Origin of the sequence: Paraburkholderia azotifigens, from assembly GCF_007995085.1 — a bacterium.
GTDB classification, from domain to species: domain Bacteria; phylum Pseudomonadota; class Gammaproteobacteria; order Burkholderiales; family Burkholderiaceae; genus Paraburkholderia; species Paraburkholderia azotifigens.
Map to the genome: position 1 here is coordinate 514,881 of NZ_VOQS01000001.1, position 16,359 is coordinate 531,239.

The following is a 16,359-nucleotide window of genomic DNA, read 5'->3' on the forward strand; positions in this document are numbered from 1 at the left end:
ATGCGAAAGCGGTGCGCTGGCGAATGCGGCGTCGGCGGAAATCGGGGTGAATCAAGGTGATAACCGGCGACGTGTGTGCGAGGCCGCACAGAGAGCCGCGTCGGTATTCGCCTTGATCTTGTTAGGACTGCGTGGAATGGTTGCGGGGCGCCGCGGACGCCGTCCGTCAATTCATCCGGACGATCGTCCAGCCGGTGCGGCGGGCCGCCACCGCACCCGCGCAGACGGCGCTCGGCGAGAGATCGCGAACCCCCCAATGGGCCGCTTCTGCCGGATCGCCGCCGACGCGGCGCGGCGTGGTGTCGCCGCGAACGGACAGATCGAACTCGAAATGCGTCGGCGCGATCATGAAACCGGTGCCGAGCGCTTTCAGGCAGGCTTCCTTGCGAGCCCAGCTTTCGAAGAAAACGTGTTGCCGTTGGGCTTCCGGCAACGCGGCGAATTGGACGCGTTCCTGAGCGGAGAACACTTCGAGGGGCAGGTTTTCCTCGATCGGGCGGATCAGTTCGACGTCGATGCCGATCTCGAAACCATTCGAGACGGCGAGCGCCGCCGCGTTCTCGCTGTGGCTGAGATTGAAGCAGAGGGTCCAGCCAGGCGGCTGTATCGTGCAGAAGGGTTTGCCATCCGAACCATAGTCGATGGCGACCTCGCGCGCAGACACACCGAGATAGCAGCCGAGTCGCCGCCGGAGTTCGCCGCGCCCCGCGACGAAACGGCGGCGATGCAGTTCGTGAAGGAATCGGTTCGCGCGCTCGCGTTCCTGGGCCGAGAGCGTGTCCCAGTGCCCGTCGAAACTACCGCCGGAGACATCCAGATCCCACTGCCAGACATGCACTTCTTGCGGAGATGGCGGGCTGAGAAGGGAAGGGGACATGGAAAGCCTGTTCGACTGACGGGGCGCCTGTTGATTCTACCGGATCGATATTGTGGCTCGATGCATTCGCTTGCATGGCGCGGCGAGTCCCGGTGCCCGCCATGAAACATGTTGCACGGGGCGAGAGGTGTTTCAGTAGCGATACACGCAGCCAGGCGTTGACGTGATCGGCGCTTCGACGGCCGGCCTTTGGTTGCGTTCGGTAGCGCTTCTTTTTTAGCGATTCGATGCAACATGCCGCGCGTCGCGCCCATAGCGGCAAAACGGCGCCGGCGTCGTGATTCGAGGTCGACGAATCAAAGGAATTAAAGCGCGTGCACGTCAGGTGTCGCATCGGGTGCGTGACGTATCGGTCCGTTGCCGGCGCAACGAACTCGCCCGGGCGCGCTGCAGCAGGTCGCACATGAAGGCGGGCCCGGCGGCATGTGACGCGCGCCCGCTTCGCGCACAACGGTCGGCGTCGTCACGATGAAAATCGGTGCCGCACGCGGCCGCACGCTCGCCGCTGCCCGAAAGGCGCTGTCCGAGAGACGCTGTCCGAGAGACGGTGCCCGAGAGACGCCGGCATGGGCCGCGCAGGCGCGAAACGCGGGGCTTCCTTGAGGTTGGCGGTTGCCGATGCTCGTGCAACGGTCCTGTACTGCGCGAGATTCGATGTGATGCCCGCTGGCACCGATTTAAACGGTGGTCTCGGCTTCACGCAGACGCGGCAGCAGGCGGTCGAATTCGCGCTTCACGAGGCCGTAGCATTCGCAGGCGCGCGCTTCGAGACCCTTGCGATCGAGCACGCGGATGTGGCCGCGGCTGTGGTGGATCAGGCCGTCGTTGTGCAGCTTGCCTGCCGCTTCCGTGATGCCTTCGCGGCGCACGCCAAGCATGTCGGCGATCAGCTGTTGCGTGACGGACAGATCGTCCGACGCAACGCGGTCGACTTCGATCAGCAGCCAGCGGCATAGTTGCTTGTTCAACGAATGATGCCGGTTGCACGCGGCCGTCTGCGCGACCTGCGTGAGCAGCGCGTGCATGTACAGCAGCATCAGGCGGCGCAGGAAATCCGAGCGGGCGAATTGCTGACGCAGCGCTTGTGCCGTCATCCGGTACGCGAAGCCCGAGCACTGGACCTGCACGCGGTTCGGCATCGTTTCGCCGCCCGTCAGCACGGGCACGCCCGTCATGCCTTCGCGGCCCACGGCCGCGATCTCGACGGAGCCGCCGTCTTCCATCGTCGACAGCATCGAGATGATGGCCGTCGTCGGGAAGTAGACGTGGTGAATGCGCTGTCCGGAATCGCACAGCAACTGTTCAGTGCGCAGATGGACGAGTTCGAGATGGGGGGCAATGGCTTGCCACTCGTGAGATGGCAATGCGCCGAGCAAATGGTTGCCGTGCAGATCGGATTGAAGCGTCAACATGATCGGTCCTCGCGTGAAGCCGTGCCCTGCACGACCCCTTGTCTTTTTAACCCGGCGCTGCGCGTTCTCACTGCCTTGCCGCGTGGCTCGCGGCGAGAATCGTACAGACCGGCCCCGTCAGCCCTCGTCGATGGTTGTTCTGGATGTGTGCATCGTCGTGGCTTTCGCTGCGCAATCCATTTAGCGAGGACCGTGCCAATCCACAGGAGAATGAGTACCGGTGCGGCGCAGCGTCACGCGCCCGCCGCATTGACGGGGGCAAACGCGCCGTTTTGTTTCAAATCTGCAAACAGCGTTTTTTCGGTGCTATTCGAGAAAACATCTTAACCAGGCGTTCTAACTCCCTGATTTTGCGCAACTTGAAAACAACGCGAAGCGTGTGGGACGCATGCGTTCTGGCATGTCTCGTGCCCGAAACGCCCTTCTAAGACTGTTTTGAAGCCGAGCAAGAATTGATTCAGATGTGTTCCACGCATTTTGTGTACTGCCGCACCGAAGACCGATTTTTCTCAAATCGCGACGTCGCAAAAGCGGAATGCGTCTGATCAATTCCAACGGTTCGCGGTGCAAGCGTTGGGTTCTGGCGTTATTCATCGGACGAAGCGACGGTACAAACGTGAGGGAAGCGCAAACGTTTGGATGTGGCGCCTGGCGACGTTATGACGTCGATCAAGTGGTTTGCGGTCGGTCGCCTGCATGCGAACGGTACGCGACGGTACGCAAACGGCAGGGGAAGCGCCACGACGGCCGGGCGAAGCGGGCGGCGCGCCGCGTGACGCGTCGTGAACATTGCGATTCTGCACACCTCGACGCGAGCCGGATCGATCCGCAAGCAGGGGCGTCGCGAGGATCGCGCTTCGCCCGGGTTGTCTCATCGATGAGAAAGCCGTTACCGACGTCGATTCATCGGGATCCGACCGTACATCATGCACGCGCGGATGCAGGCCTGCGCGCGTCCGTCCGCGCACGGCAAATTCCTCGACGACGCATGCGGCGCTCTTCTGCGCCCGCTCTCGACGGGTTGTAGAGTCAGTCACCCCCGTCGATTCCATCGGCCCGCGTCGCGATTCCTTGTGGCTCAGCAGACGAATTCGGCGTGCAACGTGTGTTCTCGTACAGAGCAGGAAGTTCGCGGTTTGCTTCAATGGCATCGATGTTGATCAAAGGACTTCGTGCTTCGATGCGCAGGCCGACGAGTCACATGAACGACGCGCTCGGAGAATGTGGACTGCTAATTGATTCGATTGGTAACAAACGTAACGAATGTAACCGCAGTGGATGATAAGACGTATGCGTGCAGTACTTTCGATGCAATTTTTCCCAATTGCGCAGAGCGGTTGCGTTGTGCTTCGGCACTTCGCTTCACGCGGCGTTACACGAAAGAAACAATTCCTCGGAGGGAATACCCTGTCGGGTGGTTTCCCGACTGGCGCAACCAGATAAAGCGACGCAACGTAATGTTCACAAAATAAAGAGTGACACGAGGGCACGTGATCAACATTCAGCGCAGGCGAGAAACGCCGCATCGGGGAGAAGCATGATGGAACAAACCAACAAAGAGCGGTCCTTGGTCAGCAAGGTCATGGATGGCCTCGTTACCGGGATCGTCGAAGAGAAATACGGTGCGGTGTTACCACCGCAAGACGTATTGTCGAAGGAATTCGATGTCAGCCGCACGGTGATGCGCGAGGCGCTGTCGATGCTTCTCGCGCGGCACATGCTCGACGTGCGGCCGAAGATCGGCACGCGTATCAGGCCGATGCACGACTGGCGCATGATCGACGAAGACGTCGTGAACTGGCGTTTTCGCGCGAAGCCCGATCCGACGTTCTTGCGCGACGTGATCGAGTTCCGCGTGCTGATCGAGCCGCGTGCAGCCGCGCAGGCGGCGACGCGCGGCAATGCTTCGGACATCGCAGCGATTCGCGATGCGTTCGAGGCATTGCGCAACAGTCCGCCCGGCGAGCCCGGTCTTCAGACTGCGGATGAAGCGCTGCATACGCGGATCGTGATTGCGAGCGGCAACCAGTTCTTCCAGCAGATGGCGGCCATCATTCGCGGTGCGCTGTCGGCGCTGAAGCCGCTCGTCGATTTGCCGCCGGACGCGTGGGAAGAAACGGTGCGCCTGCATTCGCGCGTGGTCGACGCCATCGAGCGTCGCGACGCGAAAGAAGCGGAGGCCGGGTCGATTGCGCTGATCGATTTCTCGATGAGCCGCATGAGCGCGGCTGTGCCCGACGCGCCCGCGACACCCGCGACACCCGCGACACCGGCAGCGCCGGCCGAGCAGTAAGGCAAAGCAGGGCTGTATCAGGTTGGGAGGTTTTCAGGTTGCGGTACGGGATCGGCTGGCCGTGGAAGATCTGTCCGGCAAGGCGGGACGCGACATCGGCGACAATGTCGGCTGTCACGCACTGCATGGATACTTCCCGCAACCGATGAATCACGCAGCAACCCATCACCCTTCGGGGCATCCCGCGGCGATACGCTGGGGCATCGTTGGCACAGGCCGCATCGCCCATCGTTTCGCGCAAAGCCTCGCGCATGTTCCCCATACGCAGCTGACGGCGGTCTGGTCTCGCCGTCGCGCGCCCGCCGAAACGTTTGCGCACCAGCATGGCGGACTGGCCCTCGACAGTTTCGACGCGCTCCTTCAGAGCGGCATCGACGCGCTCTATATCTCGACGATGCAGGATAGTCACGCGCATTACGCGACGGCCGCGCTCGAAGCCGGTATTCATGTGCTGTGCGAAAAGCCCGCGACGGTGAATGCGGCGCAACTCGATCGCGTCGTCGCGAGCGCGCGTGCTTCGCAGCGGCTTTTCATGGAAGCGATGAAGCCGCCGTTCTATCCCCTCTACCAGCAACTGCGTGAGCATCTGTCCGCCAATCCCATCGGCGATATCGGCCTCGTGCGCGCGGGCTGCTCGGTGCCCGGCGTGCCCGACGATCATCCGTCGCTGTCGTTCGAGCACGCAGGCGGCGCGCTGCTCGATATCGGCATCTACGAGATGTTTCTCGCCGTCGACTGGCTCGGCGCGCCGCTCGATGTGCAGACGCACGGACGTCTGGGCGCGACGGGCGTCGATACGTTCGCGAGCGTCAACAGCCGGCACGAGAAAGGCATTGCGCAGATCTTTTGCGGACTCGATCTGTTCGGCAAGGGCGATGCGTTCATCGCCGGCACGCGCGGCAACGTCACGATTCACGAAAACTGGTGGAACCCGGCGCGCGCGACGGTGCGCTACGTCGACGGGCGCGTGGTCGAACTCGATGCGCCGTTCGAAGGCGGCGGACTGAACTACGAGACGGCGCATTTCTGCGATCTGATCCGCGCAGGACTGCTCGAAAGCCCCGTCATGACGCACGCGAAATCGCGCCAGATGATTGCGATGGCCGATGCGGCGCGCGCGGCGCTAGGCTTGCGCTTCCCGTGCGAGTGAAACTGCGCGGCGAGGGCGCGCAGTGGTAGGATCGGCGCGGGCCGGTTCTGGGTGTTCGGGATGAAAACCCCGCTGGCTACGTTCGTTTCCCATCACGTATCCAGGTTGTTTTCCATGTCGATTGCGAGGAGCGCAATGATGCGCATGCTGGCCAGACTGTGGCGCGAGTACAAGAGTCTCGTCGCGTTCATTTTCCTGATGGTGCTGTTTCGCAGCGCGATCGCCGACTGGAACGTGGTGCCGAGCGGCTCGATGCTGCCGACCATCCGCGAAGGCGACCGCATTCTGGTCGACAAGATGGCCTACGATCTGCGCGTTCCGCTCACGCATATCGCGATCGCGCATCTGCACGAGCCGCAGCGCGGCGACATCGTGACGATCGATTCGTCCGCCGCGAAGGAGCTGATCGTCAAGCGTCTGATCGGGCTGCCCGGCGACGTCGTCGCGATGCGCGACAACGTGCTGTACGTGAACGGCACGCGGGCAAGCTATCAGCCGCTCGCACTTGCGCCGCTGCCGGGCGATGCCGTGTCGCCCGGCGACTATCTGACCGAGCGCTTCGCGGGCGTGCCGCCGGGCTTGCCGCATGCCGTGCGGCTGTCGGAGCTTGCGCCGAGCCCGCGCCGCTCGTTCGGCCCCGTGACGGTGCCGGCGGGTGAGTACCTGATGCTCGGCGACAACCGCGACGACAGCGCCGATTCGCGCTATTTCGGCTTCTTTCCGCGCGAAGAACTGATGGGCCGCACGCGCCGCGTCGCGTTTTCGCTCGACCCGGATCATTACTACCGGCCGCGTTTCGACCGGTTCGGCGCGCGGCTCGATGCGGTAGCGGCGCGCTAAGGCTCGCGATGCTTACGCTGCGCTTCGGGCGAGCGCCTGCGCGCATTCGGAGATGAGGGCCGGGCCGCGGTAGATGAAGCCCGTATAGAGCTGCACGAGCGAGGCGCCCGCGTCGAGCTTGGCCTGCGCGTCCGCGCCCGAGAAAATCCCGCCCACGCCGATGATAGGCACGTCGCTGCCGACTTCCGCGCGCAGCTTGCGGATCACTTCATTCGATGCATCGAACACCGGGCGTCCCGACAGGCCGCCTGCTTCGTCCGCGTGCGGCAGACCTTGCACGGCGCTGCGCGAAAGCGTCGTGTTGGTCGCGATCACGCCTTCGAACTGGTGACGCAGCAGGGTGTCGGCGATCGACTTCACCTGTTCGTCGTCGAGATCAGGGGCGATCTTCAGCACGAGCGGCACGAGCTTGCCGTGCAGGTCGGCGAGGCGCTGCTGTTTGTCCTTGAGCGCGGCGAGCAGCGCGTCGAGTTCGCCCGCGCCTTGCAGCTGGCGCAGATTCTTCGTGTTCGGCGACGAGATGTTGACCGTCACGTAGCTCGCGAACGGATAGACGCGCTCGAGGCAATAGAGATAGTCTTCGGCGGCGCGCTCGATCGGCGTGTCGGCGTTCTTGCCGATGTTCAGCCCGAGCGTGCCGCGATAGCGCGCAGCCTGCACGTTCTTCACGAACTGGTCGACGCCCGCGTTGTTGAATCCCATCCGGTTGATCACGGCGTTCGCCTGCGGCAGACGGAACATGCGCGGGCGCGGATTGCCGGGCTGCGCGCGCGGCGTCACCGTGCCGACTTCGATGAATCCGAAGCCGAGGGCAGCCAGTCCGTCGATGCACGCGCCATCCTTGTCGAGCCCCGCCGCGAGGCCGACGGGGTTCCTGAAGGTCAGACCCATCACGGTGCGCGGCGAATCGGGCACGTGCGGCGCGAGCATGCCCGCGACGCCCGTGCGTCCGGCGGCGCCCAGCAGGCGCAGGGTCAGGTGGTGAGCGTCTTCCGCGTCCATGCGGAAGAGTTGGGCGCGTACGAGCGGATAAAGGGAACTGAACACGGCGGGGCGCCTGGCGGCTGAAAAATGAGAACCCGCTATTTTAGCGGGTCGGCACGGCGGCGATGGCGTTTCGGTTTTCGGGCGTGGTTTTCGTACGCGGGTTGCCGATATCCCGCGCGCCGCGCTTCAGCCTCGCTCGACGCGCAGGCCGCGCGTGCCGCCTTTCGCGGCCTCGGCGGGGGAGAGATCGGGCGCGGCGGGATCGAGCACCTTCCACGCGCCGTCGAACAGGCCTTCGAGCGGTGTGAAATTGGCCTTGTAAGCCATCTTCGGGCTTTCACGGATCCAGTAGCCGAGATACACGTGCGGCAGCTTCAGGCTGCGCGCCTGCTCGATCTGCCAGAGGATGTTGTAGGTGCCGAAGCTGGTGTGCGGCTGGTCGGGATCGAAGAACGTGTACACCGACGACAGCCCGTCGCCGAGGATGTCGATCATGCTGACCATGCGCAGCGTGCCGGGCATGTCGGGGTGGCCGAGATAGCCGGGATTGGCGGGCTCGCGGAACTCGACGAGGCGCGAGTTGATCCGGCTTTGCAACAGGAACTGCTCGTACTGGTCGCGGCTGTCGCGATCCATGCCGCCGCCCGCGTGTCGCGCCGACTGGTAGCGCATATAGAGCGCGTAGTGCTCTTCGTCGTAGTGCAGCGGCGCGACGGTCGCGATCAGGCCGCCGTGCTTTTTCCACACGCGCCGCTGCGTGCGGTTCGGCGTGAAGCGGTCGACGGGCACGCGCACGGGCACGCAAGCACGGCAGCCGTCGCAATACGGCCGGTAGGTGAACACGCCCGAGCGGCGAAAGCCTGCGCGAACCAGTTCGGTGTAGACGTCGGAGTTGATCAGATGGCTGGGCGTCGCAACCTGCGAGCGCGCGACACGCCCTTCCAGGTAGCTGCAAGGGTAAGGCGCTGTTGCATAGAATTGCAGCGCCGAAAGCGGTGAAAGCGGCAGCTCATTCGGGTGAGTCACGTTAGCAGCTCTCGAAGCGTTTCTGGTTTTGCCAATCCGGCGCGCTGCTGGCTATCCGGCTAAACATGCGGCTAAACATCCCGCTAAATATCGGGCTATACGCTCGAATTTAGCTTGCAGCGTGCCCGACTGACACGTCCATGATGCGTGGCGTCGCTCACGCAGCGGCGTCGGCCTCGGCACTGCGTGCATCACGCCGCCGGCGCAAAAAGATCGCGCAGGACTGTCTTGTCGAACGACCAGGGGATGGGCGCCGAGTCGACCGCCGCGTGCACATGCGCGACGAACGCCTTGCGCGCGATCTCGCGGCCGCCCAGCGACGCCAGATGCGACGTGTTCTGCTGGCAGTCTATCATTTCTATTTCATGACGTCGCAAGTGGAAGACGAGCGCGGAGAGCGCGATTTTCGACGCGTCGGTGACTTCCGCAAACATCGATTCGCCGAAAAACATCTTGCCGAACGACACGCCATACAAGCCGCCGACGCGTTTGCCTTCGTGCCACGTTTCGATGCTGTGCGCATCGCCGCGACGATGCAGCGTCGAATAGGCGTCGATCACGTCCGACGTGATCCACGTGCCGCGCTGGCCGTGACGCGGCGCGAGCGCGCAGGCGCGCATCACGGCGGGGAAGTCGGCGTCGACGCGGATTTCCCACGTGTCGTCGCGCAGCACGCGCTTGAGCGTCTTTTTCAACGAAGGCGAGATCTTGAACTCGCGCGGACGCAGGATCATGCGCGGATCGGGCGTCCACCAGAGCACGGGCTGGCCGTCCGAATACCACGGAAAAATGCCGCGCCGGTACGCGTCGATGAGTCTCGACGGCAACAGGTCCGCGCTCGCCGCGAGCAGGCCGGGCGCGCCGCTCGACGCGGACAGCGCGCGCTCGACGGGCGGGAAAGGATCGTCGGGGCCTAGCCAGGGAACCATGCGACAGCAGTCGTCAGCCGTCGCGCAGCGAGCGGAAGATATCGCCCGTGTGCAGGCCGTAGTTGCCCGACGCGCGGTCGGTGAAGAAGAAGCGCAAGGTCTGCGCGACGGTCGGGAACGCGATGTCGCCCCATGGGATTTCGTGTTCTTCGAAGAGGCGGACTTCGAGGCTTTCTTCGCCCGCTTCGACCTCGAGATCGAGCAGACGCGCGAGATAGAACAGATGCACCTGATGCACGTGCGGCACGTTCAGCAGTGTGTACAGGTTCTGCACTTCGACGCGCGCGCCGGCTTCTTCCAGCGTTTCGCGCGCGGCGGCCTCGGACGTCGTCTCGCCCATTTCCATGAAGCCTGCGGGCAAGGTCCAGTAGCCGTAGCGCGGTTCGATCGCGCGACGGCAGAGCAGCACCTTGTCGTCCCAGACGGGAACAGTGCCGACCACGTTGCGCGGATTCTGGTAGTGCACGGTGCCACAGCTCGCGCAGACGAAGCGCTCCCGGTTGTCGCCGGGCGGAATGCTCAGGCTCACTGCATGCCCGCAGACGGAACAGAATTTCATAGAGAGGGGACGAAGAACGGTGATGGGAGTGTATCACCGGGCTGCGCTTTGACGATGACGGGCGGGGAAGGCGAGTTGTGCGGCAGGCGACGTCCGCTGTCATGCCCAATGCGCATCATCGAAGAATTCGACGATTCAAAAACAAAAAACCCGCCATTGGCGGGTTTGATGGTGCGACGGTTCTTTTGGAGCATGTGACCAGTAAGTACTGGTTGCGGGGGTAGGATTTGAACCTACGACCTTCGGGTTATGAGCCCGACGAGCTGCCAGACTGCTCCACCCCGCGTCCGTCGAAGAAAAGAGTATAGGGCAAACGCATTCTCGATGCAATCAGTTTTTAAGAATCGACATGAAAGTGCGGAATGCGACGGCCATCTGGCTCGCCGCGACACGCGCAATCAACATCTCCCATAGCTGTGAGAGCATGACCGTGTAGCGTCGTACGCCTGCGCTAGAATCGCCGTTCTTCCGTGCCGCGCGAGGCGTCGTATCGCGCGCGGCGCGCTACCGCTACCTTCAATGCTCTCTCGACACGTCATGGACATCGCTCACGATTTGCAGTCGATCGCCGCGCAGGAACACGCGCTCGTCTTCCCTCATTTCGACGCCGATACGGCATGGCAACTCGGCGCGTATCTGCATGAGATCGCCAAGGCGCGCGGCCTCGCACTCGCGATCGACATCCGCACTTTCGGTCAACCCCTGTTCTTCTCGGTGCTGGAGGGCGCGACGCCCGACAACGTCGACTGGGCGCGCCGCAAGGGCAACACCGTCGCGCATTTCCGGCGCAGTTCGTATGCCGTCGGCCTGAACCTGCAGCAGTCGAACGCGACGCTCGCCGACAAGCACGGTCTTCCCGTATCCGATTACGCAGCGCATGGCGGCGCGTTTCCGCTGATCGCGAAAGGCGCGGGCGTGATCGGCTCGGTGACGGTGTCGGGTCTGCCGCAGCGAGCGGATCACGAACTCGTCGTCGAGGCGCTGTGCGCGCACCTCGGTCACGACCACAGCAAGCTCGCGCTCGCGAAGGCATAACGGATGCACGTGCCTCCTTATGTCCTGCTCGCGATCGCCATCGTCGCCGAAGTCATCGCGACCTCGGCGCTGCGTGCGTCCGAAGGTTTCACGCGTCTCGTGCCCGCGGCGGTCGTGCTGCTTGGCTACGGCATTTCGTTCTACTGCCTGTCGCTGACGCTCAAGAGCCTGCCCGTTGGCATCGTGTATGCGATCTGGTCGGGCGTGGGCATCGTGCTGATCACGCTGGTCGCCATCGTGATGTATCGGCAGGTGCCCGATCTCGCGGCCGTTGCAGGGCTCGGCCTGATCGTCGCGGGCGTCGTCGTGCTGAATCTGTTTTCGAAGATGCAGGCGCATTGACGCGTCGCGTCGCGTATCGTCGGCGAATCATTTGCAGCGAATCACCATCGAGCGGCCCTTCACGTTCGCCGATACGACGTTCGTGATGCTGCCGCCCGACGTGCCGCCTTCGTCATTGTCCTTCGATACGATGTCATAGCCCGTCGCGCCGCAGGCCTTGCCGGCCTGCACGTAGCACGAGGCCCAGCTCGAGCTTGCGTCGGCGCCGCTGCAACTGATTGCGAAGCCCGTTTCGCCGTTCGGCAGATTGATCAGCGATGTCGTATTCGACGACGCACAGGCGCCCAGGCTCGCCATCGCGAGTGCGGCGAGCGGCAGCGCGGCGGCACGGATCGCGTGAGAGACAAGTGATTGGCGCGCGCGGCGTTCGGTCGACTTCATTGTGTTTCCTTGCAGAAATAGGGTGTGACGGGAGAGCTGCGAGCAAGGACTGCCGGGCGGCGTGTCATCAGCCGCCTTGACCCGGCACCGTGGAACGGGACATGACGCCGTCGCGAGTCTGAAGCGACGACTCAAGCGAAGGCTCAAGCGACGACTCAAGCGAAGGCTCAGGTGCCTTGACTTTCGGGCCTGAGGCCCATGTGTCCTGCTTCCGACAGATCGACACGGATACCTGCCTGCCCGACGAGGCGCCGGCTTTCGGCGCCTTCGTTCGTCGCGGCGTCCTCCCAGATGCTGATCGCCTTCGGAATGTCCATCCCATGGCCTGCCGCGTACGCGAACCACGCATTGGCAGCGTCCGGTTCGGCGATCTCGCGCTCTCGAAGAAAATATTTTCCCATATCGTCGGTTCTCGTCCGGAAATTGCAGGCAAAGGCAGTGTCGCGCGAGCCGGCGCGCCGCGCACCGAACGCGCATCGAACTTATCGCGCGACGCGAAGACTTACCCGTATTGCACGTGGCGTGCCGCGTGCTGTCGATTCCATGACTTGCAGCAAGATCGAACGAGAGGCGAATATGGCAGAGCGGGTGAGCGGCCCTTACCGGGGTTATTACATCAGCGCGTCGGCGCGGCTCGTGCCGCCGCACGAGCAGGCGCGGCGCGCGGGCGAGCAGGAAGGGGTGTACGTCGGATCCGTCAGTCTTTCGGAACGCGGTCCCGACGATCCGCACCGGATGGAAACGCTGATCGAAATCGGCGACGAGCATTGCTTTGCGACAGAAGACGAAGCGCTGCTGTACGTCGAGAAAGCAGGCCGTGCGTATGTCGACCGGCTGCTGGACGGCGAATGAAACGGTTGCCGGGCACGCTCATCGGGCGTGCGCGGCGACGTCGCCGGCGATGTGCGACGCTCCCGTGAGGCGTTTTCCGTCGACCGCGCTGGACCGCCGCATACCGCTACGAGTACCATAAAGCCCGCCGCTAGGGCCTGTCGGCCGCCTGCCGCGTTTCTCCACGCGCGCATTCGGCCACTCGCCCATCACGCCGGATTTTCCCGATGAGGTCATCATGGAGATTCGTTTTCTCACGGACGCGCCCGCTTACCGTGACTTCAACCTGACGCTGGTGTTTCCGGCGCTGGTCGATGGCGAGCGGGTGCCGTGCGCGATTTCAGTCGAAGCGCTCGAAGATCATTTCGGCGCCGACACGAGCGACACGGACGGCTGGCGCCGTGCGTTCGATGCAGGACGCGAGCGTATCGAAGCCGTCGCGCGCGAGCATCTGCTGATTAGCAACGGCACGCCCGTTCTGCTCAAGAGCGGTCACTTTCCGCCCGGCAATCTGGCGGGCACCTGATAACGCGCAGTCTACGAAACGCGATTGAAACCGGCGCCATCGATCACGCCGCCTGCGCGACCGCGTGCCGCACGGCGCGCTGCGCGGCTGCGAGCGACTGCGCAATACCCGACTCGTAGGACGTCTTCACGACAGGACCAATCAGCCTCGTCAGCGCCGAGTCGTCCAGCACGACGGGTTCCGTCAGCAGGTAGTGCATCTCCACCAGTTCGCGCAGCATCGGGTTGACGAGACCCATCACGCGCAACATCGTCTTGCCGGCCACCATCAGCTTCGGCGCGCGCTGCGCGAGTGCGTACGCGCGCTCAGCAATTTCGCGCTGCGTGATCGTGCCCGCGCCCGCCAGATGCAGCACGCGGCCGAATGCTTCAGGCGTACGCGACAGCCGCTCGACGACGGGGCCGACGTCGGGCATGAACACGAATTCGTGCGGCACGTCGATCGGACCGATCATCTGCGCACGCGCGCCGCGTGCCGCGCCTTCGAACACGCCATGCAGAAAGCTGCGCTCGACGCCCGGGCCATAAAAGTCGGGCAGACGCAGCACGAGCGTTTCGAGTCCGTCGTGCCCGTGCGCGTCGATGACGAGATTTTCCTGCGCGAGCCGCATCTTGCCCTTGAACGTATGCGGCTCGCGCGGATGCGATTCGGCGACAGGCAAGGTGCGCGGACGCCCGTACGGATACACCGTGCCAATCAGGATCAGGCGCCGCACGCCCGCGGCACGCAAGCCGTCGAGCGTCTTTTGCATCAGCACGGGATGTTTGCCGAACTGGTGATACGGCACGCCGACAAGATACACGGCCGTCTGCAGGCCCGCCGCCGCTGAGGCGATCGTCGCGGGCTCATCCGGGTTCCAGGTGACGATTTCCGCAAGCGGATCGTGCCCGAACGACGCCTTCAGCGTTTCCCGCCCACGTCCGATCACGCGATAGCGGCGGCCGGTCGCGCCGAGCGCGTGGGCGATGCTGCGTCCGGCGGCGCCCGCTGCGCCGAACAGTCCGATCTGTGCTGCGTTTTCCATGACGTCTCCCATCGAACGCGCCTGGTTTCGAGTGACTTCCAGGCGACAGACTGATCAAAAGAAATTTACTGAACACCGTTTACTGAATGGTGTTCAGTTTAATTTGACTTTTCAGTTTGTCAACCTGAAAATCGCCCGCATGGGAATCGCCGAAAGAAAGACTCGCCAGAAACTGGAACTGCGTGAACGCATCCTCGATGCCGCGCGGCGCATCGTCATGCGTGAAGGGTTCGGCGCACTGTCCATGCGCAGGATCGCCGACGCCATCGAATACTCGCCCGCCACGCTGTATCTGCACTTCGAGAGCCGCGACGCGATCGCGCGCGCGCTGTGCGCGGAGGGCTACGCGCAACTGCTCGCCAGCATCGAACCGCTCGTCGCCATCGCCGATCCCGCCGCGCGGCTGAAGGCGATCGGCCGCGCGTACGTCGCATTCGGCGTCGCGCATCCGCAGACGTACCGGCTGATCTTCATGGAAGACCCGTCGTACACGGGCGCTGCGCTCGCCGGCGAGAAGGGCGCGGATGCCGCCGAGAATGCCGACGACGCGGCATTTCGTCTGATGGTCGAATCGATCGATGCGCTCAAGGCGGAAGACCGTCTGCGCGGCGCACCGGACAGTCAGGTGTGCGCCGAGGCATTCTGGGCGACGATGCATGGCATCGTCGCGTTGCACCTGACTTGCCCCGTGTTTCCGCGTGCGCCGCTCGACGCGGTGATCGATGCCGCGCTTGTCGCGTGGTTCGGGGCGGACGCGAGCGATACCAGCGCCGCCGGGGCTGCGACGCACGAAGCGTCAGGCGAAGACTTGCCCGCCGATCCAGCCGGGCCGAACGCAAAGCCGTTCAGGCCGCGCCGCAACACGCCACCCAAAGACGGCGCTGCGAACTAGGCGGACCGCGCACGCTGCCGCGCAACCCCGCTGCCGGTTTCACTGAAGAAGTTCATGACGCGTGCTACCGTTGGCCTCGCACATCCATTGAACCGCTTCACGCACACGCCATGTCGACACCCGAATCGCGCTTCGCCTCCGACGAACTCACCGCCTATGTCGCCAACCGCATCGGCTTCATCGAGCTGAACCGGCCGAAGGCGCTCAATGCGCTGTCGCTGGGCATGATGCGCGCGATGCAGGCGGCTCTCGATCAATGGCGCGACGATCCCGACGTGCTCGCCGTCGTCGTGCGCAGCACGAGCGAGCGCGCGTTCTGCGCGGGCGGCGACATCCGCTATCTGTATGACGCGTTCCGGCGCGGCGACGGCGATGCCGTGGATGCGTTTTTTATCGACGAATACCGGCTCGATCACGCGATCTTCACCTACACGAAGCCGTATATCGCGTTCATGAACGGCATCGTGATGGGCGGCGGCATGGGCATCTCGCAGGGCGCGCATCGCACGGGCGGCTTGCGGGTGGTGACGTCGTCGACGCGTATGGCGATGCCGGAAACGCGCATCGGCCTGTTTCCCGATGTCGGTGCGGGCTGGTTTCTCGCACGCACGCCGGGCGCGATCGGCCGTTATCTGGCCGTGACGGGCGAGATCATCGGCGCCGCCGATGCGCTCTACGCCGGGCTCGCCGATACGTTTCTGCCCGACGAAGCGATCCCCGCGCTGATCGACCGCCTGAAGTCGCAGACCTTCGAAGTGGGCGCAGACGTGGTCGCGTGCGTGCAGCACGAGGCGGAATCGCACAGGGTGACGCCGTTGCCCGACGTCTCGCCGCTCGCCGACGCCCGCGTGCTGATCGACAGGCACTTCGCGCTGCCCGACGTCGCGCAGATCATCCGCTCGCTCGATCTCGAAGGCGATTGCGCGTATGCGGACTGGGCCGAGCAGACGGGCGCGCTGTTGCGCGAACGCTCACCGCTGTCGATGGCCGTATCGCTCGAAGTGGTGACGCGCGCCGAAGGCACGATGGCCGAGTGCCTGCGCCGCGATCTGGATCTGACGCGCTCGTCGTTCGAGCGCGGCGACGCGCCGGAAGGTATCCGCGCGCGCATCATCGACAAGGACAACCAGCCGAAGTGGCGCTTTGCACGGATCGAAGACGTGACGCGTGCTGACGTCGAGACGATGTTCGAGAGCCCGTGGCCCGCGAACGAGCATCCGCTGAGGGATCTGCAGGGCTGACGATAAAAAGGAAA

18 protein-coding genes and 1 tRNA gene are annotated in these 16,359 nt (G+C 64.0%); 9 read left to right on the forward strand and 10 right to left on the reverse strand.

Going from position 1 to position 16,359, the window contains the following annotated elements:
- Positions 1-166: 166 nt before the first annotated feature.
- Together FRZ40_RS02230 and FRZ40_RS02235 are read right to left on the reverse strand one after the other, a co-directional pair.
- Positions 167-877: a 4'-phosphopantetheinyl transferase family protein gene (locus FRZ40_RS02230; protein WP_147233154.1), complete on the reverse strand. Its 711-nt coding sequence runs from the start codon at positions 875-877 to the stop codon at positions 167-169.
- Between the two features lie 677 nt (positions 878-1,554).
- Positions 1,555-2,289 (reverse strand): Crp/Fnr family transcriptional regulator, encoded by a 735-nt coding sequence (locus tag FRZ40_RS02235; protein WP_028365200.1) that lies wholly within the window; start codon positions 2,287-2,289, stop codon positions 1,555-1,557.
- 1,540 nt (positions 2,290-3,829) lie between these two features.
- Between FRZ40_RS02235 and FRZ40_RS02240 the strand changes: the two genes are divergently transcribed.
- The 3 genes from FRZ40_RS02240 to lepB all read left to right on the forward strand — a co-directional run bounded on the left by FRZ40_RS02240 (position 3,830) and on the right by lepB (position 6,572).
- Positions 3,830-4,582 (forward strand): FadR/GntR family transcriptional regulator, encoded by a 753-nt coding sequence (locus tag FRZ40_RS02240; RefSeq protein ID WP_147234752.1) that lies wholly within the window; start codon positions 3,830-3,832, stop codon positions 4,580-4,582.
- 145 nt (positions 4,583-4,727) lie between these two features.
- A complete protein-coding gene (locus FRZ40_RS02245) occupies positions 4,728-5,732 on the forward strand; it encodes a Gfo/Idh/MocA family protein (RefSeq protein ID WP_147234753.1) in 1,005 nt (334 codons plus the stop codon).
- Between the two features lie 138 nt (positions 5,733-5,870).
- Positions 5,871-6,572: a signal peptidase I gene (gene lepB / locus FRZ40_RS02250; protein WP_028365197.1), complete on the forward strand. Its 702-nt coding sequence runs from the start codon at positions 5,871-5,873 to the stop codon at positions 6,570-6,572.
- 12 nt (positions 6,573-6,584) lie between these two features.
- Here lepB and FRZ40_RS02255 read toward each other — a convergent pair whose 3' ends face one another.
- From FRZ40_RS02255 to FRZ40_RS02275, 5 genes are all read right to left on the reverse strand, one after another.
- Positions 6,585-7,619, reverse strand: coding sequence for a quinone-dependent dihydroorotate dehydrogenase (locus FRZ40_RS02255; RefSeq protein WP_147233155.1), 1,035 nt, complete (start codon positions 7,617-7,619; stop codon positions 6,585-6,587).
- 126 nt (positions 7,620-7,745) lie between these two features.
- Positions 7,746-8,585, reverse strand: coding sequence for an arginyltransferase (locus FRZ40_RS02260; protein ID WP_147233156.1), 840 nt, complete (start codon positions 8,583-8,585; stop codon positions 7,746-7,748).
- Between the two features lie 191 nt (positions 8,586-8,776).
- Positions 8,777-9,514, reverse strand: coding sequence for a leucyl/phenylalanyl-tRNA--protein transferase (aat, locus tag FRZ40_RS02265; RefSeq protein ID WP_147233157.1), 738 nt, complete (start codon positions 9,512-9,514; stop codon positions 8,777-8,779).
- Positions 9,515-9,527: 13 nt separating this feature from the next.
- Positions 9,528-10,073 (reverse strand): NUDIX hydrolase, encoded by a 546-nt coding sequence (locus FRZ40_RS02270; RefSeq protein ID WP_028365193.1) that lies wholly within the window; start codon positions 10,071-10,073, stop codon positions 9,528-9,530.
- 209 nt (positions 10,074-10,282) lie between these two features.
- Positions 10,283-10,359, reverse strand: a tRNA-Met gene (locus FRZ40_RS02275).
- 251 nt (positions 10,360-10,610) lie between these two features.
- On the opposite strand from FRZ40_RS02275, the gene FRZ40_RS02280 reads away from it, so the two are divergent.
- Together FRZ40_RS02280 and FRZ40_RS02285 are read left to right on the forward strand one after the other, a co-directional pair.
- On the forward strand, positions 10,611-11,108 hold the full coding sequence (locus FRZ40_RS02280; RefSeq protein ID WP_147233158.1) for a heme-degrading domain-containing protein: 498 nt from the start codon (positions 10,611-10,613) through the stop codon (positions 11,106-11,108).
- A gap of 9 nt (positions 11,109-11,117) precedes the next feature.
- Complete coding sequence (locus FRZ40_RS02285) at positions 11,118-11,450, forward strand: DMT family transporter (RefSeq protein WP_420873860.1); 333 nt, start codon at positions 11,118-11,120, stop codon at positions 11,448-11,450.
- Between the two features lie 27 nt (positions 11,451-11,477).
- On the opposite strand, the gene FRZ40_RS02290 is transcribed toward FRZ40_RS02285, so the two are convergent.
- Together FRZ40_RS02290 and FRZ40_RS02295 are read right to left on the reverse strand one after the other, a co-directional pair.
- Positions 11,478-11,831, reverse strand: coding sequence for a hypothetical protein (locus tag FRZ40_RS02290; RefSeq protein WP_028365190.1), 354 nt, complete (start codon positions 11,829-11,831; stop codon positions 11,478-11,480).
- A 167-nt stretch (positions 11,832-11,998) separates the two neighbouring features.
- A complete protein-coding gene (locus FRZ40_RS02295; protein WP_147233159.1) occupies positions 11,999-12,232 on the reverse strand; it encodes a hypothetical protein in 234 nt (77 codons plus the stop codon).
- Between the two features lie 175 nt (positions 12,233-12,407).
- On the opposite strand from FRZ40_RS02295, the gene FRZ40_RS02300 reads away from it, so the two are divergent.
- Together FRZ40_RS02300 and FRZ40_RS02305 are read left to right on the forward strand one after the other, a co-directional pair.
- Positions 12,408-12,683, forward strand: a complete 276-nt coding sequence (locus FRZ40_RS02300; RefSeq protein ID WP_028365189.1) for a hypothetical protein — start codon at positions 12,408-12,410, stop codon at positions 12,681-12,683.
- Positions 12,684-12,900: 217 nt separating this feature from the next.
- Positions 12,901-13,188, forward strand: coding sequence for a DUF1488 family protein (locus tag FRZ40_RS02305; RefSeq protein ID WP_147233160.1), 288 nt, complete (start codon positions 12,901-12,903; stop codon positions 13,186-13,188).
- A 43-nt stretch (positions 13,189-13,231) separates the two neighbouring features.
- Here the strand turns inward: FRZ40_RS02305 and FRZ40_RS02310 are convergent, their stop codons facing one another.
- The gene (locus FRZ40_RS02310; RefSeq protein ID WP_028365187.1) at positions 13,232-14,212 is read right to left on the reverse strand and encodes an NAD-dependent epimerase/dehydratase family protein; all 981 of its coding nucleotides are present in this window, start codon (positions 14,210-14,212) and stop codon (positions 13,232-13,234) included.
- A 139-nt stretch (positions 14,213-14,351) separates the two neighbouring features.
- Between FRZ40_RS02310 and FRZ40_RS02315 the strand changes: the two genes are divergently transcribed.
- Positions 14,352-15,104: a TetR/AcrR family transcriptional regulator gene (locus FRZ40_RS02315; protein WP_240057064.1), complete on the forward strand. Its 753-nt coding sequence runs from the start codon at positions 14,352-14,354 to the stop codon at positions 15,102-15,104.
- Positions 15,105-15,214: 110 nt separating this feature from the next.
- A complete protein-coding gene (locus FRZ40_RS02320) occupies positions 15,215-16,345 on the forward strand; it encodes an enoyl-CoA hydratase/isomerase family protein (protein WP_147233161.1) in 1,131 nt (376 codons plus the stop codon).
- Positions 16,346-16,359 lie beyond the last annotated feature (14 nt).